Here is a 25,675-nt window from a genome sequence, read left to right on the forward strand (position 1 = left end):
ATAATAATTGTTACCAGTTTTTCCAGCGTCCCTCTGGATCAACACTTGCAAGTCTAACCCATCCATTTTGGACTTTTTCTCGAAATGTGAAATCATTATTTAACAAACGTTCTATATATTCAATAGGTGCTTGAATGACAATTAGTAAACGAAGTGGTGAATGATACGTCTCACTATCTGACTGCATAACCGATTGCCAAGGTAAGCCTGGCAACAGGTCACTAGCATTCCCTTGCATAACACCGAGACCCGCCGTTACGGTTTGGGTTGTTTTATTTCCACTACCATAATAATGAGGAGCTACAGTTGATGCGTAATATTGTAGATTTATCCACTGTGCAACTGTTCCTGGTCCTGCAATAATGTTAGCTAATATATCGCCACTTTCATCCTGTTTCCAATCATAATTATGAAGGAAAGCCCTACCTTCTAAATCACAATCTTGAGTTAATTCACGCTTTCCGATAATAAAAGATGCATTACGCGCTAATCCCCATTCTGGACGTATTTCACTCCAATCTTCTGCAAATCGATGCGCCTCTTTACTCGGATTTTTTATTTTCGTTTTAAAATTAGGTAATTGCGTTAAACGTTCTCTATTTGCATGTTGGCTCACATTTGGCATAATCGTCTCGATACAATCAAACGCTTCTTGCGCAGTTTTCGAAAGTTCTGGGACGTAAATCCATTCCAATTCGTCCACTGTTGTTTTATGTTCAGCTGCTGCAAAAATGGTATCCTCAGGAATGTTAATGCCTTCAGCAGACAACGCCTCTCTTACTTCTGGAAGATTACATAAAGTAGCGAAAACTCTTGCATTGAATCCCCCTGCTGCGCCTCCACAAGCACCACACTCAAGTGCTGCCGCATAAGGATTGTTCGTACTTTGACTACTATGTCCACACATTACAACTAAAGGAGCAAATTTTTCTGTCAGTCCCACCATTTTTAAAGTTTGACGCACATAGTTCACTTTTTCTTCTTTCGTAAAACCGATAGGTATCTCACCTTTTGTGTCATGAACATAATTAAGCGAGAATGTTGTATCAGGTTTTTGTAACATAGTTTTACGAAGTTTACGAATGAAACCACCAACTCCTCTTGGGACAAAGCTTCTTGTCACCATCTGTAGACCAAGTAAAGGACCACTTAACTCAGGTAGCGCCATACTTGTCAGTACGTTCTGTTTCATCGTTTTAAATGTATAACGCACCGAACTGCCTACCCTCTTACGTTGCTCATAAGATTTAAATTCATTTTCATCTGTAAGCTCTTTTATTTGATGCTTCGGTTTCAGTATAACTGGCAAAGAAGGATGGCTGTCATTACTACCTAGTTCACTAGTCGCAATTGGTAACCCAAAGAAACCAGCTATTCCAAACGTTTCAAACGGACCTAGTTTTTCTAAGTGGCGACGAAACGGTTCTGAACGTACATCAATACAAAATGCTAATTGAGCTAATACACGCTTTTTATCATTGGTTGCACGTTGTTTAGAAGCAATCTTCTCTCTTAATTGCTCTGCATGCGTTTGTTCCCAAGCTTCCAGCCAAAGTTTCCTGCGAATATTTTCATCAAAACGATATGCAAATGCTAACAATTCGCTTTGTTCAGCTGCAGACATTTGTGACCATTCCCGTGTTGAAATATTCCCCCAATAGATCCAAGAAGCTATAAGTGGGACAATCGAAACTTTTTTCTCAACCTTTTGATTTTTTAAAGGTAAATAAGGTTTTGCAATAGCCAGCTCCATAGAAATTCGAACTGCTAAATATTCTATTAAAAGCCCCTGTTCCTGAATTGATTGTTGTGAGCGCCATCGTATCATTCCTGCCCACCCAGGTAAAGAAAGTAAGTGCCCTTCAAGATAAGCTTGTATGTTAGATTCAGAAATTCCTAGTTCAAATAACGCTCTCGCTAAAGCTACTTCGGCATCTTGTGGCCAATCTTTTAAAACTTTACGCTCATTTTTACTGAGCGCTGGATCAAATGTAATAAGGTGTTGCCATGCACGATAAAAACCTTTCTCTCGATTTGGCATCGTCCAACTTGATCCGGAGTCATCAAGATATAATTTACACCATTTAATGATATGATAATTAAGAATATCAGATAGGTTTTCACTATTTTGATTCTCTATAAGCGAACTTATTGGCTGCATAACAGAGGCTTTCATACTCCCTGTATTTATATAACTCATTTCGTCTGCCAGTTTATTTAATTCTGGCGATGATAATAGACTAGAAGGTACTCTTTCTAATTTTAAAGCTGCTTGACAAAATCGCTCTGCTTTCTCTCGCGGAATATGAAAAGATTGTGAATCAAGCCAACGAGACAAACTACTTTGTAAAAATGATTCCTCAATCTCACCTTTCGCTTTTGCCGAATGAATCATGGAGGCACTAGGATACATATCCACATTACGAATTTCTTTTAACCAATTTGCAACTTGATCAAATGATTGCTTTTCAAGTCCCATCCAAGGATGGTGAGCTGCAAACGTAGAGATAGGCCAAAGTGGTGCAATAACTCTGCTAGCAGATGCAACTAAATCATTTATATTATTTTTTTGTATATCAATGTTTGTATCTTTCTTTAATATTGACGATATGCTCATCACGAATTACCTCCCTTTGATACATAATGTTTCAGATAGCTTGGGTGACTTTCTACTGATTTTCTTCTCGCCTCACCTACTCGAACTAACCAAAGATAAAGTACAGCGAATAAAGTAGAAGATTGATTACGAGTAACGAAAGTACTAATAGCACTACTAAATAGTAAAATACATATAACAAAGATAACGGCTGGAGCTGAAGGTTGAACACTTTGATAAATGTCAGTATGCAACCATTTATAAAGAGAATTATGAACAGTAAAGTAAATGAGAGAACATCCAATCAAAACAATTACGCCAGCAATTCGTCCCATTCTTCCCTCTCCAAAAACAACAAGCTGTTTCCATGAAAAATATAATGACCACCCTAAGATTAACGCACTAACTAGCTGATATCCCTCTCCAGAAGTCATAAACCAGAAAGTAATTGCTATAAATACTCCTAAAACACGCCCGACTATAATCCATAAATTTGACATCTTTTCATTAGACTGATTCACTACCCCAAAACGTTGCACTGAAAAACCAGCTTGTAAAAACAGTGTAGCTTTAAACAAACCATGTAAAATTAAATGAATAATAGCCGCTAAATAAGCGCCTAATGCACATTGAATAAGCATAAATCCCATTTGTGCAATAGTTGAACCTACTAGCTGACGTTTATAATCAACTTGGACTAAACTAATTCCTGTTCCGATTAAGACAGAAATACTAGAGAAAATAAGTAAAATGATTTGTGCAATATCATCATGAAAAAGAGGTGAAAATCTAGTTAACATGATACCGCCAGCATTTACTAAACCCGCATGCATAATAGCTGAAACAGGAGTTGGAGCAACGGCAGACTCAATTAACCATCTTTGAAAAGGCCATTGTGCTGCTGGAATCATCACCGCTAATATAATTAATAAGTTAATTCCTGTTCTCTCCAATGTTCCATGTAGCGCTACATTTTCATTCGTTAAAACTGATGTTAATTGCCACTGTCCAGTTACTTGAAAAAGCCAAATGATAGCTGATAGCAACGCAATCCAACTTATTGTAAATAAATAGCCAGAGATTTTAGTTGCTTCACTAACTACTTTCCACCCTTTATTTAGCCCTATGAGTAGAACCAATCCTATAAGCGTTGCTCCCCAACAAATGATCATGAAACGAAGATCATCACTTAACCATGCAACCGAAGATACACCTGTAGTAAATGTAAAAAGTAAAAAATATTTTCGATATGAGCGGTCTCCCATTAAGTAACGTACAGAAAAACGCTGAATGATTAAACCAATTGTAAGAACAAAGAAAGCCATTAACCAAGCTAAAGTATCTAGATGCCAAGGCCCCACAACTCTATCTCCATTGTTATTAACAAGTGCGAGTAAAGAAATCAATGAAGGCAAAGCAGCGATACCAATATGGATATGAACAAAACGTAAAGGCATCCTTGCATTTAAAAACAATAATCCACTTAGCCAAGAAGCACTAAGCGCCATAAAAAATAATGTTAACAGTGTTGATGAACTCAGCGAAATTAACATGTTAAATACTCCCTTCTAAGCGAAAATAACCTATAAAATTCCTTTTAATTAAGATGTTTTTTTAAATTTCAATTTTCATTCACTCTTTTTAGTGCATCGTTTTTTCCCATAAAAAAAACCGACAACTTCCATAATTCAATGATTTTATATCATCATTGAATTATGGAGATTGTCGGTTTCCCTTCAACTAACTTCAATAAAGTTTTTTGAAGAGCTCCCATTTTATAGAGAATAATAATGTATGTATTACTCCTGTTAAAAAGAAATGTATATTTCTGATCTCCTAGATTATGCAATCAATATATCAATTTATGTTATACGCTATCTTTTAATTAAGAAACTTTTTCATTTAGTCAATATTACATATTAAAAAAATGCTAAAGCCTTAATTATAGCAAGCTGTTAAAATGAGCGTCTATCAATTTTTTAAAACAATTATAAGATAAACCATATTTAGCAGTTTGTCAATTTCTTTATCCGTTTTTTAAGAGTTATTTGAATTACGATTTATTATACCTAAATAACTTCAAGTTTTTAATTATTAGCCTGTTAATAAAGTGCAAAACTTGTAGGTTTCTTAATCCTTCCACTAACCTTAAGGTATTTTTAAAATTTCTCCTCAAGATTATGAAGCAATTTAAAAATCATCACTCGTTCGCCTGTACGGGAGCTTATATCCGTATGAAAGCTTTTCACTTTCTCTCCAGTTAATTCTAGTATAATCTCTTTCAGATCATCAATTCCAGATTCAACTAGCTCCGAACGATTCTTCTTTATCGTTAGCATACCGTCTTTTGTTTCGCAAACACTATATTCAGCCGGCGTTAAAACACCTTGTAAATTTACGATAATCATATCCCGTAATATATCTGTCTTAACGGATATAGACCCGCGTCCTAGGTAGTCCTTTTCCCAGTGAGTAATTGCTTTGCTTATCTCTGATTCAATAGAGCCTTTTGAGCTTTTCATCTATGTATCCTCCTTCAATAAAATAAATTTACAATAACAATATAATAATCCGGATTGATTTTATTTTCAATTATTGAGAAGAATTTATTGGGATTGCAAAAAAGAACTCTTATAAAATTAAGAGTCCCTTTTATATTAAATGCGCTTTTCCTTAGTAATGTAACGCAAAATAGCACTTAGGCATTTGTAGATTTATACAACATATTTCGAAGCAGAATACAAATAAACCCTAATACTAATGCAAACATGCCTACAAATAAAATATATTTCGTTCCAATTTGTGCAATAATTATCCCTGCGATCCCAGTACCAATTGTAGTCCCTAAATTACAAGAAGTTAAAAATAATCCATTAGCGAAATCTGGTGAATTAGGTGCTGAAGACATCATCCAATATTGATTGACATTACCACCAATCCCGCCAAAAACACCCCAAATTACAATAAAAATTGCAGTTGGTATCGCAAGATCTGATACAAAGAAAAAGGAAAAATATAATATCATTAGAGCAATGGGATAAATGATTACCGTACGGACAGGAGCTATTGTCAGTAATCTCCCTGCAAGAATATTCCCGATAATATTTGCTAACCCATAAACAAATAGCATGATACTTATCATATACGGCGACATTTTCGTAACTACATCTAAATATTCGGTTAGATAACTATAAATTCCAAATACCGCTCCATTTAAAAAAGTTACAGCAAGTATGGATAGCCATGTGATACCTTTCGTTAAAATCTTAAGCTGCGAACCATAAGAAAGCTTTTCCTGAACAGGCATAGAGGGAATAAATACGATTGTCATAATAAACGCAAAAATATTAACAAGTGCAAAAAATGTTAATGATATTTCAAGTGTAAATACATTTGCTAAAAAGTTGACAATCGGTACACCTAAAACCATACCAGCTGAAACCCCAATAAACACTTTAGCAACTGCTTTTGGAGCTTCTTTTGCACTAACTGAAGTTGCTGCTACTGATAAAGCCATCGATACGTACACTGGATGAAAGAAAGCCGGAATTACTCGTGCAACTAAAGCAACTGTAAAATTCGTTGTAAAAATTGAAATAACGTTGCCGATAATAAAGATTGCTAGTACGAACAACATAACCGTTTTTCGATTTACACCCGAAAAAACTAAAGGAAGCGTTGGAGCCGCAATGGCAATGGCGAGCGCGAACAAACTAACCATTAAACTTACCTTCGAAACACTTACATCAAAATGATCTGATAATGCCGGAAGCAAGCCAATATATCCCATTTCAGTATTAAGAATACCGAAAACCCCTACTGCTAATATAAAAATTAATACACTTTTTGAATTCTTCATAAAAAACATTTCAACTCCTCTTTCACTTCTTATCAATGCTTTTGGTAATGTGATTATAAAATGGTATTATTGAGATAACAAATACCTATATTGAATACATTCCTATAACAAATAGGCATACGAAGGAGAAGAGTTTTTTGGACATACGTGTATTACGCTACTTCATTGCGGTAGCAACGCAAGAGAATATATCTGCTGCTGCAAATGCATTGCATTTATCTCAACCTACATTATCAAGACAGTTAAACAACCTGGAAGAAGAGCTTGGAACTACTTTATTTGTGCGAGGAAATCGAAAAATCACTTTAACAGACGAAGGTATGTTTTTATTAGATCGAGCAAAAGAAATTGTGGATTTAGTAGAAAAAACAGAAGCTAATTTTAACCAAAAATCTGAAATTATTAGTGGAGAAATTCATATTGGAGCTGGAGAAACAGAGGCAATGCAGTTCATTGCACAAACTATAAAAAAAGTTGTTGCCCATCACCCTAACATTAAATTTCATTTATATAGCGGCAACGCTGATGACATTACAACAAAATTAGATAGTGGTTTATTAGATTTTGGTATCGTTATTGAGCCAGCAAATAAACAAAAATATGACTACTTAAAGTTGCCAGCTACTGATGTATGGGGCGTACTTATGCGAAAAGACACTCCCTTAGCGGAAAAAGCTTATATCCATCCAACAGACTTACTAAATAAACCTCTTATCATATCAAGACAAACGGCTGTAAGTAATGAATTATCAGGATGGCTTGGAGAGGAAATTGAAAACTTGAATGTTATAGGTACATATAATTTACTCTATAATGCATCCTTACTCGTAAAAGAAAATATAGGGTACGCATTATGTATTGATAAGCTTATGAATACGTCTGAGGAAAGTACACTTTGCTTCCGCCCCCTATCTCCTAAGCTAGAGGCTGGACTAAATATTCTTTGGAAAAAACATCAAACATTTTCAAGTGCTACAAAGATTTTTCTAACATATTTGCGAGGAGGTATGTAAATATTTTTGATAAACTGTATAGACTTATTTCTAGGACACATATAGCTAAAAAAGAAAAAATCTTAGATTAATTCTTTTTTTAGCAATGTGGTGCTCCCTCATCACCATCGAACTATAAAAAGCAAATACCCCAAAACGAAAAAACAAGCCGTTGTCTGTCAAATACACACTGGATTTTCGTTCTGGGGTGCTATAAATGTTTTAATTTGATAGGTACGGGGGCTACCAGAAAAAGAAGCCTATACATGTACCACAAGCTTTTTATCTGTTGGCAGTTTGTTTGATCAATTCACTTTTACTATCTCTTTGCAGCATAATTCTCCCCACCGCTATAAGAATGGTAATAATTGAAGTGCGAAGAAGAATATTCATATCGTGTGATAGATTTCCCCCTCCAAAAATTATTGTTTGATATCCATCGGCTACATAAGTTCCAGGGAAAAAAGAACCTACAGTTTGATAAAAATTTGATAGCAATGCTTTTGGGACAATTACTCCAAAAGTAACTAATTGTATTGACAGTGATATGATATTAAATACCATACCAGCAGGACCGAATAGAACGATAAACATTTGTGTTACGCTTAAGAAAGAGAAAAAGACAAGAGTTTGGAAGATCCATGTTTCAAATAAGCTTGTATTCAATTTAACGTTAAATACGGTCATCAATAATAACGTGATAATAGCTAAAATAACAGATACGACAATATTAATAACTTGTCTTGAGAAAAATATAGACCATTTTCCGTGCGTGTTTTTTAATATTGTTGCAACAATATTAAGATTTAAACTCATAAGCATAGCTCCAACCCATGAAGCAAGAACAATTAAAAATGGAATCATGGTTGCTGCAAAGCCATCTGTATTGTTTGTTTTTTCGACAGATGATTGCACAGAATCAATGTTTAATGAACTTACAGCTTTCGTAATGTTTTCTGATAACTTTTGGGCCAATTCTTCTGACGGTATCACTGTACTTAGTTCGTTAGATAGGTTAGATGAAATAAACTTTTGTTTATACGCATATACATTTTTATTAACTGTTTGCGTAATATCCTTTGCCGCGCCTTCCATAATCTGTTTTGCCAAAGATGAGTTTGCTTGATTGATGAAATAGTTAATCTCTGTAGTATTATTTTCTTTCAATAGGCTTGAGAAATTTGCAGGAATTTGAATAACCATATCTAAGTTCCTGTTATCCATGTCTTTTTGGGCGTGCGTTACCGAGCTATAACTTTTAACTTTAAAGGGCAGATTTTCCTTCAAGCTTTTTTCAATATCAGTTCCCATTTCATTATCTTCATTAACTAATCCGATTTTTAATTGGTTTACCCGATCAGTAACACCATCGTATGCAGTCATCCACACACAAAAGAAAATTAACAGAAAGGCAAATGCTGTTGCAATTCCAATGAATGTTGGGGGGAATTTAAAGAAATTTTTTAAAGTTTTCATTGTCGTACTCCTTGTTGTTTTATTATAGCAAGTACTTACTTGCATCTGGTGTAAAAAAAGACCTAGGGAGTTAGCCCCCTAGAAAATAGTTGGACACTATGTTTTAGAAAAATCTCTTTTGAATTTGAAAATAAATTGTCCCCGAAGCGTGAGTTAGAAAGAAAGTAACCGAAATTCATCCAAATAAAGTTCATCGCCTGAGCTTCCATATCAGTTTCAATAAGCTTTCCCTTTTCCCTCATCTCAATAAAATATGAAACCAAATTATCTTTTAATTGTTTAGGAATTAATGCAATTTTTTCTTTAAGCTCTGGGAACATTTCAGCTTCCTGAAAACTAATCAAAATTAAATCCTTTAACTTTTCTATATATGCAAGATATCCTTCTGCAATAGATAGCAAGTCATCTTCAAGATTCCAAGTCATCTCTCCAGGCATTAATTTATTCAATTCCATATCACGCGATAAAGATTCGACAGCTTTTTCCATAATATTCTTTTTGCTTCCGAAATTCCGAAAGATCGTTACTTCGTTTACGCCCGCTAATTCCGAAATCGAGCGAGTCGTCGTTCCCTTATAGCCATGAGTGCGAAATAGTTCTAAAAAAGCCTCAATAATACGTTCTGATGTATTTGTCATTTCATTCACGTTTCATCCAACTTTCACATAATCTTTATCCAAACCCGAATGCAAGTCGTTACTTGCACAAGTAGAATAAACCTTTTTGATCAAAAAGTCAACTTTATAAAAAAGCCGATTTCTTTATCGTATAGGAAATCGACTTTTGGCTTAATTATTGATTTAGTAACAAAAACACCTTTTTAAAATAACTATGTTTATACTATAGACGTTGATCTTTTTGGAAGTTTAGACGAAAATGATCCTCGTCATTATATACCCCAAATCCATACCCTTGCTCTTTATAAAATTTAATAATTTCAGGAAGAGCTTGTAATGTTTGCGCCTTTTCATGCATTAAAACAACTTCTACTTCTTCTGTTGTCTGTTTCTTTACATTATCGATAATCTGAGTTGGATTATCTTTTAATTTCCAATCATTTGAGTCTATTGTCCAATCCCAAACTTTTATTGCTGCTTCTACAATTTGGTTACGAATTTCCTCGTCCTTTAATCCTGGTGCAGATCCATATGGCGGACGAACTAGTTTAGGAGTTGTACCCGTAATATTATGGATAAGAGCTAACGTTTCTTTCATCTCCGGTACAAATTGTCCTTTTTTGTATAACTTATCACTATTATGTGTCATACTATGAGCACCAATATAATGCCCTTCTTTTACTGCTCGCTTTACGTTTTCCTGAAAACCTGTATTTTGTAAATTGCTACCTTGCATAAAAAATGTCGAGGCGACATTTTGCTCTTTTAGTACATCTAAAAATTTCCCAGTTAGTTCGCTAGGACCATCATCGAATGTTAAATAAACAACCTTTCCCACCGGTTTTCCATCAGGTCTTTTCTGTTTTGCTGGCGGTGTTTCCTTTTTCTTTTCTTCTTGTTGCGTATTAACTTGTTTACTACTTTCATTAGCTACTCCCTTCGCTGGGGTAGAGTTCCAATTTCCAATTAAGAAGAATGTGAAAAAGGTCGTCGCTAAAACAACTCCTAAAGATATGATTGCCTTCGTTACTACACTTGTTTTTTTCTTATTTTGTGATTCTTTCATTATTTTCCGATCCTTTCCCTATTAATTTTCATTATTTATAAGGCTGAGCCTTTATTCGACTGAATCATTCGTTTCAACCGATGTTTACAATAAATAGATTAATAGAGAGAGGTAAAGATAAAATGCAGATAGTGTCGAAATTAGTTAAAGAATAACGTATTGTGTTTACTTAAAAAAAGAACTTGTTTCATTAATACTGTTAAATTTGAAAAATAAATATACACCCAAAATAAAAAATACTATTCTTTCTAATTAAGATTTAGAAAGAATAGTATTTTTCTATTTACCTATTTTATTACATCGTAAAATAATTAATAATGCCATCCACAATACCTTGTTGCGATTTTGCTTGAAATTCTTCTGAATTCATTCTTTTTTCATCACTCGCATTAGATGTAAATCCTAATTCAATTAAGATAGCCGGAGAAGGATTTTCTCGTAAGACAAGAAAATCACTGCCATGAACGCCTCTATCTCGGCTGTCTATATTTTGATCAAAAATAGCTTCTTGTACGACCTTAGCTAATTTTTTATCTTTCCTTTTATTCGCTCCATAATGAGTTGTTATTCCCTTTACATTTGTATCCTCAAAAGCATCATGATGAATGCTAATATAAAGATCCGCCGCATGGTCTTTCGCTACTTTGACACGTGCTTGTAATTCTTCCTTTTGCTTTGTTTCTGGAAGTAAGCTCGTATCTTTTTCACGTGTTAATATAACTTTTGCATCCGTTCTTTCTTCTAATTCTTTCTTTATATTTTGTGCTACTTTTAAATTAAGCTCTTTTTCAATCGTTCCTAATTTCTTTCCTTTCGTCCCTCTATCTCCTCCACCGTGTCCCGGATCAATTACAATTGTTTTTCCTTTTAATCGTAGATCCTCTTTTGATATATTTTTGTACCCTTTAGCATGTATGAAATTAACGCCTGTACCCATTATTATTATAATAAGCAAAAGCAATATCGCTCTTTTTTTCATTTTAACAATCTCCTTATCAACTTTTCATTCTCTTTCTAATGAAAATAGTAATGAATGCTGATAAAGATAAAATGCAGATAGTGTCGATTTTGTTTAAAAATAATAAAATAATACTCCATCTTCTGTATTTGAAACACCATATTCCGCATCATGTAGCTCTAATATATTTTTTGAAATAGCAAGTCCCAATCCTGTTCCACCTTTTGAACGTTGACGAGACGTATCCCCTCGATAGAAACGATCCCATATTTTCTCTAAATGTTCTGGCGCGATATGAGCCCCTTTATTTTCTACACATACTTTTACACGTTCATTCTCTTCTATTGTAGAAATAATAATATTCTCCTGTTCTGGTGTGTAACGAATCGCATTTGTAATAAAGTTCGTTATAACTTGTTCTATGCGATGCTGGTTTGCAACAACTTCAATTTTAGAAAGTTGTTTATGAACATATAATTGCTTAGCTGTTATATCCGAGGTTAATTGCTCACATATGTAATCGATCATTTCATCAATATGGAAAACATCCATTTCCATTTTATATGTACCAGATTCGAATTTCGCTAACTCCAGCATATCAATAATGAGCATATCCATTTTATCTACTTCTTTTGACATTGCTTTAAAGTAATACTCCTTTTTATTACTAGCAACACCATCCTCTAAAATTGAAATACAGCTCTTCATAATACTCAAAGGTGTTTTTAACTCATGTGAAACACCAGCGATAAATTCTTTACGTGTATTCTCTAATTGCTTTTCTTTTTCTATATCTTGCTGCAATTGATGAATATACGAATGCAAAGCTTTAGAAAGTGTATTAATATTTTGTGATAAATCACCTATTTCATCCTTTGTAGTAATAGGTATCGTCTCAGAGAAATCTAAACCCGCGATTTTTTTTGTAGTATCATTTATTTGTAATAATGGCTTGGCGATTTTTTTTGAGTAATAGAACGATATCAAAACAATTAAAATCAATACAAAGATAATTAAATATACATAATAATCCTTTATCATTTGTACCGCTTCATCAACTGGTTGCAATGATGTCATAGCAAATATATAGTTTGTCTTACCCCCCGCGTCTTTTGTTGGCTTGATTAAAACTTTATATTTAATATCATTTTCTTCGTAATCCATTATTTCTGTAGAAGTAACATCATTAGATTTTTGATTCAATAATAAATCAACCTGAAATTGTTTTATTCTATCTATAAGCACACGATTTCCATATATAAAGTTCGTTCCTACAGTCCCCTCCGGTAATTGCACGTTTTGAATGCTTCCCGCTAAATATAATTGTGAACTTTCTTTTGAAGATACGGCTTTTGGCCCATACAACCTTTCTGACAGTTGCTTGTTCTCTAGCCCAACATTCTTCTCTTTTATTGTTAACATCGCAGGGACTACTATATCCCCCTTCTGTACTCCGTCGATAATAATATGACTCCCTTGTTCTAAACTATATTTCATCCTCTGTATATCTTCTAAATTGATAAAACTATACAACGGTATGTGAATGGAACGTTCAGAAAATATCTTATTTTCGTTTGGGTCTAATTGAATTTCTATAGAAAAATCATTTGCATATTTTATATTACCTACACTATCTAACGTTGTAATCCATGTCGCATTCTCTTGATAGAAATTTTGTTCTAATTCTTGAATTACTTTCGCATCATCTCCAGCTTTTATATATGCTTTTTCAAAGGATTGAATATTTGTTTTAATATCATTAACTTTTCGATTTGCGTAGTATTGCTTAAAAAATATAGTTTGTCCAATAAAAATAGTTACTAAAATAAGTGTGCATAATGCTGTTGTTAACATAAATAACTTTAATACAATTCCTTTTTTCATACTTGTCCCTCAAATTTATAACCAGCTCGTACAACCGTTACAATACAAGCTGCTTTTTGTCCTAATTTATGACGCAAATTACGAATATGACTATTAACAGTGCGATCATCCCCAGCGAATTCATAACCCCAAATTTTATTGATTAGTTGTTCTCTCGAAATTACAATTCCTTGATTTCGCATGAGATACGTTACTATTTCAAATTCTGTATGAGTCAAATTTATGTCTTCCCCATCTATAGTTACTGTACGAGAAGGAAAATGTACATGGATACCACTACTCGTTAATGTGTCTTCAGCTGGTACATTAACAGCTGAAGAATATCGGCTTTCCATTAATCGTTTTGCTCTTGCTAATAAAATAGGAGGACTATACGGCTTTGTAACATAATCATCTGCTCCTAGTTCAAATCCAAGTAAAGTATCATCTTCATCCACCCGAGCCGTTAGCATAATAATAGGTACATTAGATTTCTTCCGAATTCGCCGACAAACCGTCCAACCATCTAATTCCGGTAACATAATATCTAAAATAATTAAATGCACCTCATGCTCTTCAAATATAGATAACGCTTCTTTCCCATCCATCGCCTCTAAGACGTTATACCCTTCGTTTAATAAGTAATCTTTCATAATTTCACGTAAAATATCTTCATCTTCTACAATTAATATTGTTCTTTGCATCTTTTATCTTCTCCACGATTTATTTTAGTTAGGAAGAAATAGTTCATTTTATATGTTAACCAATTAGAAATCTTTCACTATTTCCGTCACTACTACATACAACATAATTATATCAAGATAATAGCATACCGGTATAAAGATAAAATACAGAGATAGCCTTACTATTGAAATGCTATTATAATTTTGTAATTGGAATCAAATAAAAAACCAAAAGAAATACTATGATATCGCGACTTAAACTAAATAATATAGTGTATATCAAAAATGAGTTTCCTGAATACTTTCGAAATGGAACAGTAAAAAAACAGTCTCAGTACATCAAAGTTGATTTAGAACACATTATGAATACCTTAAAACCTGGACAGGTGTGAATTTAGGGTAATATCATATTTTCCATTCAAATATGATAGAATAGAAGTATATCCAAAACGGAGGAATAACAAATGAACTCAAACACAAAACAGTTTATTTATGATATCCAGCAACGAAAGAACAATTATATAGAAAATGCTTTAATAGCAATACAACACCCTAAAAAAGAGCAATCTGAACAGGTCATTCAAAATATAGTAGAGAAGATGGATATGATGATTAGTCTAGTTACTACGTACATGAGGATTGAATCTGGATCTACGGAAGAATTAAAAGAACTTCAGAAAGAAATTATCCATGCTCAAGCATATATTCAAAAACGAAAATTTGAAGAAACACAGAGATAAAACCCTGTGTTTTTATTTGATTATTGTTTTGGCATAATCCATACAATTTGTTGAATGCGTACAATATATGGCACCGTATCTTCAATGAGCAAATGATCTGGTTTCACATCCTTTAATTTCCCTCTTATATTTCCTCTTACAGTTTCAATAACCACATGTTTACCAATTACTGATTGTAATGTCTGATATACATAGGGATTAGGCACACTTACCATATTTTGTTTACTAAAGTCATTTCCCTCCAAATAACTCATTCTATAAGACTCCTTTCTAACTTGCATTCTTTCTACTAATATATGATATAAATCTTATAAATATGCTAGAAGGATAATTCATTATATGGACGGAAATAACATTTTAATAGGGTACGGTTTCTATTTCTACATTGCTAAAAAATTATTTATATAAAGTTACTTTTACTAGTTAATAGGAGATGATAAAGGGATATTTTGAATATACATCTAGGTTGTTCCTTTCTGGTTATGTATCATTTTAAATACGCCCTTTATTAGAATAGTGCTCATACTTTTTTTGAGATTCTTTCGTAATACGTGCGTTAAGTAAAATTGCTAACAATAAAAATACTCCATATTTTCCCCCTGTAGCTCCTATGATAATCACACTACTACAAACAAGTACAATTAATAGGATAAACGAAACTAAATAAATACGATCATAATTTTTTGACATCTTCTCGTATTTTATGCGTTTTTTCCTTGCATCCATTTTAATTCCTCCTTTATATGATCCATTTCACTCTCAGATAAATCTCGCCCTAAAAAAAGAAACAATCTATCGTTTTAAATAATTAGTTTGTTTTTTTATCAACTAATTTATATAACGTAAAAAGAAATCCTACCAATATTAAGCTTTCCACCATGATAATTTCCATCCTCTCCTTCCTTTTAACCCCAACACATCAGATAAAAGTTATTTATATCCCATATTGGCTGCAACAAACAAAAAGGATCCCCCTTCTCTTAAAGGCCGATCCTTTTCTCCTTGTATGCAACTATTTTTACCTATTCTTGATTAATTAGAATAATAGCTGGTCCATCTACACGAATTCCACCAACTTCGATTTTTTCATAAGACTCAACTGTAATAGAGATGATCCCTTCTCGCTTCTTTAATTCATTACTTAATTCTTTTGTTAACATTTTTTTCATGTGTGTACTCCTTCTTACTGCTTAATTTACTATTGGTATGTAAATAAAATTTAAATTGGTTTCCTGGTCTGGAAACCAATTTTTTGTAGTTGACCATATGGTGTTACCAGTTCGTTTATCAATTTTAAGTAAAGAAGATAAACAATTACTATTCACCGTCTCAGTAGATATAAGGCACTCTTAAAGATAGTGGTGAGATTGATTGTTTTTTCTTCTAGAAATAATGACTTAGATAGTATATTACCTAAAACAATGAAAGCCCTACCTCTCTTTCATCCTTACTGCTCCTTGTCCGTGCCAGTGTGAATCAGGATTGTAAAAATCAAGTGACTATTTAATCTAGTTATTTGATGAAACTTCAAACGTTCGTAAAAGAAATTTAAAAATAAAAATGAATTAGATTGAAGTAATAACAAAAGAGGTATCTACTCTAAAAGTGAGTTGAAGAAATTGAATATCTTTGAAATACTTTCCTTTTAATAATCATCATATACCCAGAGAATTCAGGATATTTCCGAGGGATGTCATACAGTATTTATAATAAATCTCAACAGAAACTTTTTATTTGTTTTTCAGTGATTCCTTTAATTAATTCTAGCTCACTGACCAAAAATTTATATGCATCATCCAACAATTTTTTTTCGCTTGTATTCAGTGCTTTTTCCTTCTTTATACGGATTAAATCACGTATAACTTCAGCACCTTCTTGTATTTCACCCGTTTTTATTTTATCTGTGTTTACTTTATACCTTTGTTTCCAAGGCATTAATTCGCCTGATTCTCCATGCTGAAAAATGTGTATAATGCGCGTTAATGTAAGTATATCAATAACTGGGCGTATATTCGAACTCAATATTTTGCCTTTAGGAATCATGATTTGCATATTACTAATGGACATTTTTATGACATAATAAAGTTGCTTTTTCCCTGAGAACTCTTTTTCTTCTATGGCTTCAATTATACCTGCTCCGTGCATTGGATAAACAATGTTATCCCCAATTTGAAACATATAACCCACCTCCATATGTGGTAACCTTCTCAAGCTTAACACATATGTTATTTTTTATCAAAAATTCAATAATATCATGAGTTTATTTTTGGTGTCAATAACTTTTTTCTTCGGAAGTTAAATTAAGGAAAACAGCCGCAAAATAATAGAGAGCGTTCTAGATTTCAAATAAAAGAAAAGGGAATTCCCACGCGTATATTCTGAAATCTCTACTCATTAACGTAGATCAGTTTTTCCTTGAAAACGGCCAAATCGATCCCGTATTTTTTTCAATCTTATATGATACTCCAAAATCTCAATTCTTGCTTTTTCTGCTAGAGGGGCAATTGGTCGTAAGTCTTTTAACCCCCAATACTCAACCACTACATCAAGTACTTGATCAAAATATTGTAGTGGCCCATAGTTTGCTTCTTTTGCAATCACAGCCATTCTATTTTCAAAATCAGGCATGACGGCACCTGGCATTTTAAAATTCCTAATCACATTGGCAATATGGTAGCAATAATTTGGTTCCAATTCTAAATGTGTTCGAATAACGTCTCGATAAAACGCATAATGAAGTGTTTCATCTTTTGCAAGACGGCGTAATAATGTAGCCAGATCTGGATCATGCTTACTTGCCACCTTAGCTACATTATTGTAAAACACCATTGTTGCAAGTTCTTGTAGCGTCGTATACGTCATGGCTTCGATTGGTGTATGAAAATCAGGCTCAAATCCACACTCAACGACTGATTTTCTTAATTCATGTATACGTTTAGGGTTTACACTTCGAGTGAGTAGTAAATATGTCTCTAATAAATTCGAATGTTGATCCTCTTCTGAGGTCCAAGTATGAATAAAGTCTGTAATAACAGAAAGGGAACCTTTAAAAGTCGCAGATAAATACGTTGTAAACCATGGTAAATTCACTTCTGTTAATAAAGCTGTTTCAATGGCCGTAATTACACCAGAAGGGAGAGTAACTTGACTTTCATCCCAAGGAACTCTTTTAAAGTCCATTCCCTTATCCCATGGTAAAAACTCATGATAACCCCAGTCTATCTTCTGCGCTCTTATTTTATGTTGTTCATACAGTTCTTTTAAACGTGGTTCTAATCGGAAATCTAAATCATTTGTTAGCATATAAGTGCCCCCTTTTCTTACCATGAATATTCAGCTTATTTTTATCTCTAAAAATTTTCTACAAATAAATATTACTTTCCTTTTTTTAAATCAAACATAACAAACTTGTAACAAAACTCTTTAAGAGTGCTATATTTTCATAGGATTTTTTTATCAAAAGAGGGACCGTTACATCTATTTTCTTTTTTATAAAATAGATATTGAGGCAAACAATATGTTAGTTAGTCAAAATAAAAACTAACCTCAGTAAATACAGAATAACATTCATGGATAAAGATACTCGTCATGTTGTAAATTTTGGTGAGTGTAAAAAGGTGCATGCCTATAAAGAATCGTTTTATAATAAAGATTGATAGTGTTTTATATACACTATCAACTTATTTAGACGTAAGATTATAATCCAATATATTAGATTAAGCGCTTGAAAAAAATATAGTTGATGAGATAGCCTTAAACGACAATTCCCAACAAGCTTAATACACATTGGCTATGATGAGTTAGACCAAATTTTGTGAAACAGTATACAACAAAAAGGGAAGAGGCGATAAATATGCAGTCAACGGAAGCGCATATGAAGGAAAAACAACGAAGAGAAAAAATAGAAATTATATTTAGTCACAGGGTAAAAGGGGAGAATTTTTTTCACGGTTCTTCCTATCAATGGAAAAACATTGTATATCAAAATTATAATAGGATACAACAAAAAGAGTTGGAAATTGAACAACTCATTTCAAAAATGGAAAAAGAAGGGATCCGTTTTACGCAGCACCGTTCCCTCATACACTATCCCGTCATTGATTTCGTAAAATATATAGCTAAGATTTATAAGGAGCCCCTCGAAATAAAATAATCATATTTATAAAAGGTTTATTTCCGGGGGTTTTTTTAACTTAAAACCAGGGGTACCGCCCCATTTCCATCAAGATAAAGTTTTATAACACCCCCAAAACGAAATTTTTAGGTTTTATTGTGAAAAAAGCCTATTTATCATTTTGGGGGTGACCTGTTTTCTTAGGTTGATGGGATACCGCCATCAACCTAAGAAAACAACATGCTAGGAGTATACTAGATTTTATACAGTTTTTCTGCTAATCCAATAACCCAAAAACCATGCCAGGATAGGAATGTATAAAAAATGAATAGAGTTATCGAAAAAGAAAAAGTGGATTACACCACTACTTTCCCTGCTACCCTACTACTAATAGTTATTTAAAACAAACCAGGTAATTTAACACTTAAATATTTAGGAAGAAGGCTCAGAATGAAATTAAATAATGAAAATGATGGCATTGTGTTTGCAGTACTTTCTTATATTATGTGGGGTATTACTCCAATTTACTGGAAGCTTATTCAACACGTATCTTCAGGAGAAATTCTAGCACAACGAGTCTTTTGGTCCTTTATTTTTATGCTTGTACTTTTATTTTTCATGAAGAAATGGTCTACATATGTTGAATTCATGAAAGAAATTGTTAAAAATCCAAAATTAGTTTGGTCACTTATTATTGCTTCTGTACTGATTAGTTCAAACTGGGGTATCTTTATGTGGGCAGTGCTTAATGGAAAAATATTAGAAGCAAGTCTTGGTCAATACATTAATCCTTTAACAAGTATGTTAATCGGTGTAATCGCATTAAAAGAAAAGTTAAGTGGTTCTCAAATTCTTGCATTTATATTAGCAGGCATTGGTGTATTAACACTAACGTTCCATTATGGTGTGATTCCTTGGATTTCTCTTAGTTTGGCGCTTACCTTTGGATTTTATGGTTTAGCCAAAAAAATGATTAAAACAGATTCAGTCATTGGATTAACACTTGAAACGATGGTAATTTCGCCTATTGCGTTAGTATATTTGACTTACTTGATGTTTCAATCTCAAATACAATTTTTCAATTCTGTTTCAACCAGTTTATTATTAATAGGGAGTGGCATAGTAACAGCTCTACCACTTTTATTATTTACAAAGTGTGCTAAAAAAGTTTCATTATCTATGCTTGGTATTCTCCAATATATTTCACCAACTCTGTCACTAATAGCCGGTGTTTTTCTTTATAACGAAACGTTAACAAAAGCTCATTTTATAGCTTTTACCTTTATTTGGTTAGCCCTTGTAATTTATACTTTTTCTTCCATAACAAAGTCAAGTAAAGAGAGTAAAAAATAAATGAGTTTAACTTATAAATAATGAACTACCTGTAACGAAAATTATGTAAATAAGCTGTCCATATGGGCAGCTTATTGTATTTTTGCTTAGCGTTTTTTTGATGCATGTTGAATTGATGGTATTTTTGTACCAAGTACAAGTATGAATGCAACAAGTGCTAATCCTGTACATAGAAGAAATAGATAATAGAATGAAAATGATTTTATTACCCAAAGATCTAATACTGGTCCTAAAGCCATGCCATTGCTTCTCCACGAAGAGATCGTGGAATACATCAATCACAGCCTTTTCTATCGAACTTGTAGCAACTGCCCAGCTGATTCCATGGAAAATATGTAAAATCACTAAGCATATAGCCCCTGTTATCCAAGTATAAAAATACATTGTCTTTACAAATAATACTCAAACATTTTTGCAACCTTTTCTTTTATTTTTTCTTTTATAGATAATTGGTTGACGTCAGAGGATGTTACTTGCTTTGAATTTTGTAAGTCTGCATTAATCACTGGCTTTATTCTCGAAATATAGATAGGGTCATGAATATAACAGTTCATTTCCTCATTTAAATGAAACGAACGTGAATCAAAATTCACGGTCCCAACCATCAATACTTTTTCATCAATCAAAAATACTTTACCGTGTAACACCCCATTTTTGTAACCATATACTTCCATCCCCTGTTTTAATGCTTTTCGGATATATGGATATGCTGCTTCTTTAACTAATAGTGCATCCGAATGAGGTGAGAATAGAATTTTGACACGGACTCCCCTCTTTCTTGCATCTACTAATGCGTTCCAAATAGTTCTGTCTTTTGGTATAAAATAAGGTGTTAATATAATAATGGATTCTTTTGCTTGTTGAAACAGCATTTTATAATCTTGCCCAAGTTTTTCTCCACTATAATATGCAGTAAATCGTTGCGAGGTTGCTCCCTTTTCCTTTACCGCATTGTGTATCGGAATCGGTTTCTCTGAGTTTCTCTTCCAGTCTAATACAAATTGTTGTTCTAAATCTTGAACTCCTTCTCCTCGTATTTGAAGATGATAATCTCTCCAATAACCAAGTTTTTCTTTTTCTCCCAAATACTTCTTTCCAATGTTGAATCCACCAATGTAACCAACCTTTCCATCAATAACTGAAATACGACGATGATTCCGATGATCCAAAGAAGAAAAAAGATAAGGGAAAGCAGGTTTATTGTAATATGTAAAATGAACTCCTTTTTTAACTAATAATTCTCTTTCCTTTTTCTTTAGTAAAATTCCACCTAACCTGTCCAAAGCATAGTATACTTCTACACCTTCTTGACTTTTTTTCCGCAATAACTCTAGAAACTGATGGCTTACTTTATCATCAGCAATAGAAAAAAAGTTAACATGCACGTAATGCTTTGCTTGCTCTATATCTGAGAATAGTTGATTGTTTAACTGTTTCCCATCTGTATACAAAATAATATCACTTTGACGCATAGGGTATTGACTAGAATTTTGGCTAAATACCCCATTTTTTTCTGCTATCGTTCTGTCAATTTCACCCCAAACAAACAGAACTAAACATCCACCGATAAATAAAAAGAGGAATACTCGGAAAATTCTTCTTATCTTTTTCAGCACATTTAATCTCCTTTATATATTATCGTTTTATTTCTGTTAGTTTTTGTTATTGGGACAAAACTATTCCATGCATCTATTAGCTAAAAAAATCCCTCTTTGAATGATTAACTATAAAATTTCTCATTCGCATAACCCTAAAATTGGAAGTCGTACAATGATAATAAAATAGGCACTCTATATTTTGAAGTACATTTACAAGGAGGAATACTACATGACAGTAAGTACTAAACTTAAACAAACTATCGCTGGATTAAAGAGTGCTCAAGCATGCCTAGAAGGATTTGTTCTTGATACTGATAACAAGCAAGCAAAACAATTATATAAAGGTGCAGCACAACAAACTCAAGAAATTATTGAATCTTTAAATCCTCGTCTTCAACAAATTGAACATGAAGAGCCTCAGTACAAGTAATAACATAATACCTTTCACATAGAATATCGTCCCCATGGAAGAGTGCCCAGCTTAAATAACGATTATCATAATGCTAATTATGATTAAAGGGTCTCACCATATTGCCATCAATTTAAGAATTCAAAATTACCCCAAAACGAAAAAATGAGTTCAACTCTCATGGACACCTATGAAAAGATAAAATTTTCGTTTTTGGGGCATTTCAAAATATTAGCTTGATTGGCATAGGGGTACCGCCACATACCCATCAAGCTAAAGATGTATATTTCATGCACTTCCGTTCTTGATGCTCACATGCTTGATATTTTTATTTGTTTTTAAAGTTTGCTTTTGATTAAAAGGGAAAATACACGCTATAAAAATAAAACCCCAATCTCTCCATATTAAAATCGAGAAATTGGGGTTTAGTCACGTAACAATATTTTTTATTTAAAACAAATAACTAATTAATAATCCTGCTGACAATAAGAAGCCGAAAATCGTATTTGTCATTGCTGTTGATTTCATTGCGATGCGCATATATCCGGGATCCTTTGCCCCTTTTTGGAAACTTTGAATCGCAGAAATTGGCTTTCTCAAACCTAGGAACATAACTAATGCCCAAGGGCTTATATAACCCATTAATACAATTACGGCAATCCATAAATACGCAATGAAAAAGGCTACCGCTAGTGTTACCACAGCTTTCTCTCTCCCAAGGAGGATTACTAATGTCTTTCTTCCACCTTTAATATCTTCTTCGATATCTCTGATGTTATTCGACATATTGATTGCACCTACTAAAATTCCAATTGGAATGGAAATCAATACACTTTCAATCGTTACAGTATTCGTTTGAATAAAGAAAGCAATGAGTACAAAACATGTCCCCATTAACAATCCAGAAACTAATTCTCCAAACGGGGTGTACGCAATTGGTAGTGGACCACCTGTATATAAATAGCCAACTGCCATCCCAATTAAACCAATAACCACTAACCACCAACTACTATTCATACAAATATAAATGCCAATAAAAGCTGCTACGACATATAATAAAAGCGCAACTGTTAACACATTTTTTGGCTTCAATCCATGACGGACAATTCCGCCACCGATGCCAACGGATTCAGCAGTGTCTAATCCACGTTTAAAATCATAGTACTCATTAAATAAGTTCGTTGCTATTTGCAATGCTAAACATGCAGCCATCATCGCAATAAATAACAGCCAATCAATTTTGGCAACATAAAGTGATGCCACTGTTCCTAAAATTACAGGAGAAAACGTCGCCGTTAACGTATGCGGGCGCGTCATCTTCCATATTAATTTAGCGGAACTAATTTCTTTTTCTGTCCCCATAACTCTGTTCAATCTCCCTACATTTTAAGTATAAATTACTAGCAGTATCTTTCTATCTATTTCCTGCCACGCATCCATTCATTATATCAATAAATGATTATCCTTTCTAACAAATCAACTTTTAATAAAATAAAAATTATAAAATGAAACTTTAATCAGTAGGAGTTTTGGCATCCCGACTGATTATTAGTACATATGAATTGGGCTTTTATGGGCAGCCCCCCCTCCCATTTAAAATAGGATAAAAAAGAAAGCAAATTACTTCCAAACAACACCTCGCCTCTCATATTCCATTCTGTATTCAACGGCAGCCGCAATTTTAAGGCTTGCGAATCTTTCCGTGATCCAAAGCCCCAAATCAACTCCTGAAGTGACTCCTCTTGCAGTGATAACATCCCCTTGATCCGCAATTCTGTAATGAAGAAGCTCTGCCCCGTATTCACTCATTTCATCCTGTGCCAAATAGTGCATCGTTGCCTTTCGACCGTTCAATATACCAGAGGCAGCTAATAGCATACCTCCTGTACACACACCAGCAACGATTGTTCCTGCATTGTGCATCTCGCTAATCATTTTAGTCAAAGTTCCAAGCTCTGCTTGCTTTCGTGCCCCATGCTCTGCTTTATGATTCCAGCCACCACCAGGTACAATTAACAAATCTGGACGATTCTCCATTCGTAAAAAATCATGTAGTTTAACTGTAACTCCAAACGAGGTAATAACTTCCTGCTTTTGTTCACTCGAAACGAATTCAACTATAAATGGAGCCCCTTCTTCTATAGCTCTTTTCAGTACCTCAAACGGTGCGAAAGAGACAAGTTCTCCGAAACCATCAAACAATACTATTTGTATTTTCATTTTTTAGAACACATCCTATGGTTTCTTATTTGAGTCCCAGACTAGGAGAATACATGTTATGTACAAGTTAATAATGAAGATAGTCTTTCTCCCCTCACTCTATAAACTTCCAAATGTTCTTCTAATTCCCTCTCATCACTTATTACACCTAGCGTTTTCTTCACAAAATTCCAATTCAAACTACCGGATAACCATAACAAGGAAGAAAATCTCTTATAATCATTTGGTGTTAAAATATTATGGGCCTTATACCCTACTAAAAATGAACTAGCAACCTTCGAACACACCTCATGAGACTGTACTCCTTCTGTTCGAGAATACCATTTTATTAAAAAGGCTAGTCCTTCAATGCGGTCAACATAACTAATAGATTCAAAATCCACAATTCCTTTTACCTTTTGACTTGAGCCCCATAAAACATTCAAAGGATTTAAATCTGTTTGTACGATAAATTCTAGTTCACTCGTATATGCGCACTCTATATGATATTTAGCAAGATCTATATACTCCCGCAATTCCTTACATGCGCTTGCCCTACTTTCTAACATATTAATAAACTCAACATACCCATCCAAATGAGATATCTTTTGAAAAATCGAGCTTTGAAATGCGCAAGAAATATCATGAATCTTTCTTGCTTCCTTTCCGAAGGCTTCTACAATGTTTTCTGTGCAATGCGTAATATGTTCTCCCTCAATCCAATTAGACAATACAAATCGGTATTGTTCATCATTCCAAGCGACAAGTGTAAATGGCTCTCCTGCCCTATTCTTGTTTATCTGCATAAAAGGAATTTCATGTTCGCGTAAATAATAGGTAAACCGTACTTGCTCTATCAGTTGTTCGTTTGATAACGCCCCAAAGGCTGGATTGATTGTTCGCTTGCTATTTATAAATCTTGCGGAATATCGCTTTCCATTTACCATTATTTTATAATGCAGATCCGTATTCCAACCATCCTTATGCAATTCTTCTTCCACTGCTAGTGAATGAATTTCTTTAAAATAATTTATTAATATGTCTTTTATTATATGTTTCATTCTATTCTCCTTTCATGCAAAAATTACAGTAGCCTTCTATCTATGTAGATGAAAGAAGGCTACTAAATCTTTTTTTAAATTTAGATATTTC

The 25,675-nt window shown here is 33.5% G+C and carries 24 protein-coding genes and 1 pseudogene; 5 read left to right on the forward strand and 20 right to left on the reverse strand.

The genetic code is table 11. The annotated features are described in order from the left end of the window. Positions 1 to 10 precede the first annotated feature (10 nt). The 4 genes from N2V80_RS15625 to N2V80_RS15640 all read right to left on the reverse strand — a co-directional run bounded on the left by N2V80_RS15625 (position 11) and on the right by N2V80_RS15640 (position 6,464). A complete protein-coding gene (locus tag N2V80_RS15625; RefSeq protein ID WP_061654887.1) occupies positions 11 to 2,617 on the reverse strand; it encodes a DUF2309 domain-containing protein in 2,607 nt (868 codons plus the stop codon). Then, the gene (locus tag N2V80_RS15630; protein ID WP_061654888.1) at positions 2,617 to 4,149 is read right to left on the reverse strand and encodes an NADH dehydrogenase subunit 5; all 1,533 of its coding nucleotides are present in this window, start codon (positions 4,147 to 4,149) and stop codon (positions 2,617 to 2,619) included. The genes N2V80_RS15625 and N2V80_RS15630 overlap by 1 nt, the downstream gene beginning before the upstream one ends. Before the next feature lie 606 nt (positions 4,150 to 4,755). Continuing rightward, positions 4,756 to 5,118, reverse strand: a complete 363-nt coding sequence (locus N2V80_RS15635; RefSeq protein WP_000842548.1) for a DUF2294 domain-containing protein — start codon at positions 5,116 to 5,118, stop codon at positions 4,756 to 4,758. Between the two features lie 176 nt (positions 5,119 to 5,294). After that, entirely contained in the window at positions 5,295 to 6,464 is a 1,170-nt protein-coding gene (locus N2V80_RS15640; RefSeq protein WP_000465842.1) for an MFS transporter, read from the reverse strand. Between the two features lie 128 nt (positions 6,465 to 6,592). On the opposite strand from N2V80_RS15640, the gene N2V80_RS15645 reads away from it, so the two are divergent. Next, entirely contained in the window at positions 6,593 to 7,468 is an 876-nt protein-coding gene (locus tag N2V80_RS15645; RefSeq protein WP_061654889.1) for a LysR family transcriptional regulator, read from the forward strand. Positions 7,469 to 7,729: 261 nt separating this feature from the next. Here the strand turns inward: N2V80_RS15645 and N2V80_RS15650 are convergent, their stop codons facing one another. From N2V80_RS15650 to N2V80_RS15675, 6 genes are all read right to left on the reverse strand, one after another. Further along, positions 7,730 to 8,923, reverse strand: a complete 1,194-nt coding sequence (locus N2V80_RS15650; RefSeq protein ID WP_000854132.1) for a YhgE/Pip domain-containing protein — start codon at positions 8,921 to 8,923, stop codon at positions 7,730 to 7,732. Between the two features lie 62 nt (positions 8,924 to 8,985). Further along, the gene (locus N2V80_RS15655; RefSeq protein WP_001004645.1) at positions 8,986 to 9,570 is read right to left on the reverse strand and encodes a TetR/AcrR family transcriptional regulator; all 585 of its coding nucleotides are present in this window, start codon (positions 9,568 to 9,570) and stop codon (positions 8,986 to 8,988) included. Positions 9,571 to 9,763: 193 nt separating this feature from the next. Further along, complete coding sequence (locus N2V80_RS15660; RefSeq protein WP_061654890.1) at positions 9,764 to 10,606, reverse strand: polysaccharide deacetylase family protein; 843 nt, start codon at positions 10,604 to 10,606, stop codon at positions 9,764 to 9,766. A gap of 295 nt (positions 10,607 to 10,901) precedes the next feature. Further along, positions 10,902 to 11,585, reverse strand: a complete 684-nt coding sequence (locus N2V80_RS15665; protein ID WP_061654891.1) for an N-acetylmuramoyl-L-alanine amidase family protein — start codon at positions 11,583 to 11,585, stop codon at positions 10,902 to 10,904. A 93-nt stretch (positions 11,586 to 11,678) separates the two neighbouring features. Further along, the gene (locus tag N2V80_RS15670; protein WP_061654892.1) at positions 11,679 to 13,448 is read right to left on the reverse strand and encodes a sensor histidine kinase; all 1,770 of its coding nucleotides are present in this window, start codon (positions 13,446 to 13,448) and stop codon (positions 11,679 to 11,681) included. After that, on the reverse strand, positions 13,445 to 14,131 hold the full coding sequence (locus N2V80_RS15675) for a response regulator transcription factor (RefSeq protein WP_001189873.1): 687 nt from the start codon (positions 14,129 to 14,131) through the stop codon (positions 13,445 to 13,447). The genes N2V80_RS15670 and N2V80_RS15675 overlap by 4 nt, the downstream gene beginning before the upstream one ends. A gap of 443 nt (positions 14,132 to 14,574) precedes the next feature. Here N2V80_RS15675 and N2V80_RS15680 point away from each other — a divergent pair, with 443 nt between their 5' ends. Beyond that, positions 14,575 to 14,850: a hypothetical protein gene (locus N2V80_RS15680; protein WP_001087712.1), complete on the forward strand. Its 276-nt coding sequence runs from the start codon at positions 14,575 to 14,577 to the stop codon at positions 14,848 to 14,850. A 20-nt stretch (positions 14,851 to 14,870) separates the two neighbouring features. Here the strand turns inward: N2V80_RS15680 and N2V80_RS15685 are convergent, their stop codons facing one another. The 5 genes from N2V80_RS15685 to N2V80_RS15705 form a co-directional block, all read right to left on the reverse strand. Continuing rightward, a complete protein-coding gene (locus N2V80_RS15685) occupies positions 14,871 to 15,104 on the reverse strand; it encodes a YuzF family protein (protein ID WP_000120818.1) in 234 nt (77 codons plus the stop codon). A gap of 238 nt (positions 15,105 to 15,342) precedes the next feature. Then, a complete protein-coding gene (locus tag N2V80_RS15690; RefSeq protein WP_000340044.1) occupies positions 15,343 to 15,576 on the reverse strand; it encodes a hypothetical protein in 234 nt (77 codons plus the stop codon). 296 nt (positions 15,577 to 15,872) lie between these two features. Continuing rightward, on the reverse strand, positions 15,873 to 16,019 hold the full coding sequence (locus tag N2V80_RS15695) for a BC1881 family protein (RefSeq protein ID WP_000738548.1): 147 nt from the start codon (positions 16,017 to 16,019) through the stop codon (positions 15,873 to 15,875). A 547-nt stretch (positions 16,020 to 16,566) separates the two neighbouring features. Beyond that, positions 16,567 to 17,028 (reverse strand): CarD family transcriptional regulator, encoded by a 462-nt coding sequence (locus tag N2V80_RS15700; protein ID WP_000486298.1) that lies wholly within the window; start codon positions 17,026 to 17,028, stop codon positions 16,567 to 16,569. A 216-nt stretch (positions 17,029 to 17,244) separates the two neighbouring features. Beyond that, a complete protein-coding gene (locus N2V80_RS15705; protein WP_000957101.1) occupies positions 17,245 to 18,153 on the reverse strand; it encodes an acyl-ACP desaturase in 909 nt (302 codons plus the stop codon). A 550-nt stretch (positions 18,154 to 18,703) separates the two neighbouring features. Here N2V80_RS15705 and N2V80_RS15710 point away from each other — a divergent pair. Then, positions 18,704 to 19,003: a hypothetical protein gene (locus tag N2V80_RS15710; protein WP_001191994.1), complete on the forward strand. Its 300-nt coding sequence runs from the start codon at positions 18,704 to 18,706 to the stop codon at positions 19,001 to 19,003. 411 nt (positions 19,004 to 19,414) lie between these two features. Then, a complete protein-coding gene (gene rarD, locus N2V80_RS15715) occupies positions 19,415 to 20,317 on the forward strand; it encodes an EamA family transporter RarD (protein ID WP_061654893.1) in 903 nt (300 codons plus the stop codon). 92 nt (positions 20,318 to 20,409) lie between these two features. On the opposite strand, the pseudogene N2V80_RS15720 reads toward rarD, so the two are convergent. Together N2V80_RS15720 and N2V80_RS15725 are read right to left on the reverse strand one after the other, a co-directional pair. Further along, positions 20,410 to 20,719: pseudogene (locus tag N2V80_RS15720) on the reverse strand (MFS transporter); the annotation flags it as partial. Beyond that, positions 20,707 to 21,933 (reverse strand): phospholipase D-like domain-containing protein, encoded by a 1,227-nt coding sequence (locus N2V80_RS15725; protein WP_000913873.1) that lies wholly within the window; start codon positions 21,931 to 21,933, stop codon positions 20,707 to 20,709. The gene N2V80_RS15725 and the pseudogene N2V80_RS15720, both read right to left, overlap by 13 nt. 211 nt (positions 21,934 to 22,144) lie before the next feature. Between N2V80_RS15725 and N2V80_RS15730 the strand changes: the two genes are divergently transcribed. Beyond that, a complete protein-coding gene (locus N2V80_RS15730) occupies positions 22,145 to 22,345 on the forward strand; it encodes a DUF1657 domain-containing protein (RefSeq protein WP_000218933.1) in 201 nt (66 codons plus the stop codon). Positions 22,346 to 22,774: 429 nt separating this feature from the next. Here the strand turns inward: N2V80_RS15730 and menA are convergent, their stop codons facing one another. The 3 genes from menA to N2V80_RS15745 all read right to left on the reverse strand — a co-directional run bounded on the left by menA (position 22,775) and on the right by N2V80_RS15745 (position 25,584). Then, entirely contained in the window at positions 22,775 to 23,686 is a 912-nt protein-coding gene (gene menA / locus N2V80_RS15735) for a 1,4-dihydroxy-2-naphthoate polyprenyltransferase (RefSeq protein WP_061654894.1), read from the reverse strand. Positions 23,687 to 23,944: 258 nt separating this feature from the next. After that, positions 23,945 to 24,544: a DJ-1/PfpI family protein gene (locus N2V80_RS15740; RefSeq protein ID WP_061654895.1), complete on the reverse strand. Its 600-nt coding sequence runs from the start codon at positions 24,542 to 24,544 to the stop codon at positions 23,945 to 23,947. 56 nt (positions 24,545 to 24,600) lie between these two features. Further along, positions 24,601 to 25,584 (reverse strand): phosphotransferase, encoded by a 984-nt coding sequence (locus tag N2V80_RS15745; protein ID WP_061654896.1) that lies wholly within the window; start codon positions 25,582 to 25,584, stop codon positions 24,601 to 24,603. Positions 25,585 to 25,675: the final 91 nt, after the last annotated feature.

It is taken from the genome of Bacillus sp. FSL W8-0640 (assembly GCF_038007725.1).
Classification (GTDB): domain Bacteria; phylum Bacillota; class Bacilli; order Bacillales; family Bacillaceae_G; genus Bacillus_A; species Bacillus_A cereus.

Bases quoted from the DNA above. Each gene is read 5' to 3' on its own strand.
- N2V80_RS15625 (WP_061654887.1), bottom strand. From the start codon at position 2,617: ATGAGCATATCGTCAATATTAAAGAAAGATACAAACATTGATATACAA.
- N2V80_RS15630 (WP_061654888.1), bottom strand. From the start codon at position 4,149: ATGTTAATTTCGCTGAGTTCATCAACACTGTTAACATTATTTTTTATG.
- N2V80_RS15635 (WP_000842548.1), bottom strand. From the start codon at position 5,118: ATGAAAAGCTCAAAAGGCTCTATTGAATCAGAGATAAGCAAAGCAATT.
- N2V80_RS15640 (WP_000465842.1), bottom strand. From the start codon at position 6,464: ATGTTTTTTATGAAGAATTCAAAAAGTGTATTAATTTTTATATTAGCA.
- N2V80_RS15650 (WP_000854132.1), bottom strand. From the start codon at position 8,923: ATGAAAACTTTAAAAAATTTCTTTAAATTCCCCCCAACATTCATTGGA.
- N2V80_RS15660 (WP_061654890.1), bottom strand. From the start codon at position 10,606: ATGAAAGAATCACAAAATAAGAAAAAAACAAGTGTAGTAACGAAGGCA.
- N2V80_RS15665 (WP_061654891.1), bottom strand. From the start codon at position 11,585: ATGAAAAAAAGAGCGATATTGCTTTTGCTTATTATAATAATAATGGGT.
- N2V80_RS15670 (WP_061654892.1), bottom strand. From the start codon at position 13,448: ATGAAAAAAGGAATTGTATTAAAGTTATTTATGTTAACAACAGCATTA.
- N2V80_RS15675 (WP_001189873.1), bottom strand. From the start codon at position 14,131: ATGCAAAGAACAATATTAATTGTAGAAGATGAAGATATTTTACGTGAA.
- N2V80_RS15680 (WP_001087712.1), top strand. From the start codon at position 14,575: ATGAACTCAAACACAAAACAGTTTATTTATGATATCCAGCAACGAAAG.
- N2V80_RS15685 (WP_000120818.1), bottom strand. From the start codon at position 15,104: ATGAGTTATTTGGAGGGAAATGACTTTAGTAAACAAAATATGGTAAGT.
- N2V80_RS15690 (WP_000340044.1), bottom strand. From the start codon at position 15,576: ATGGATGCAAGGAAAAAACGCATAAAATACGAGAAGATGTCAAAAAAT.
- N2V80_RS15695 (WP_000738548.1), bottom strand. From the start codon at position 16,019: ATGAAAAAAATGTTAACAAAAGAATTAAGTAATGAATTAAAGAAGCGA.
- N2V80_RS15700 (WP_000486298.1), bottom strand. From the start codon at position 17,028: ATGTTTCAAATTGGGGATAACATTGTTTATCCAATGCACGGAGCAGGT.
- N2V80_RS15705 (WP_000957101.1), bottom strand. From the start codon at position 18,153: ATGCTAACAAATGATTTAGATTTCCGATTAGAACCACGTTTAAAAGAA.
- N2V80_RS15710 (WP_001191994.1), top strand. From the start codon at position 18,704: ATGCAGTCAACGGAAGCGCATATGAAGGAAAAACAACGAAGAGAAAAA.
- rarD (WP_061654893.1), top strand. From the start codon at position 19,415: ATGAAATTAAATAATGAAAATGATGGCATTGTGTTTGCAGTACTTTCT.
- N2V80_RS15730 (WP_000218933.1), top strand. From the start codon at position 22,145: ATGACAGTAAGTACTAAACTTAAACAAACTATCGCTGGATTAAAGAGT.
- menA (WP_061654894.1), bottom strand. From the start codon at position 23,686: ATGGGGACAGAAAAAGAAATTAGTTCCGCTAAATTAATATGGAAGATG.
- N2V80_RS15740 (WP_061654895.1), bottom strand. From the start codon at position 24,544: ATGAAAATACAAATAGTATTGTTTGATGGTTTCGGAGAACTTGTCTCT.
- N2V80_RS15745 (WP_061654896.1), bottom strand. From the start codon at position 25,584: ATGAAACATATAATAAAAGACATATTAATAAATTATTTTAAAGAAATT.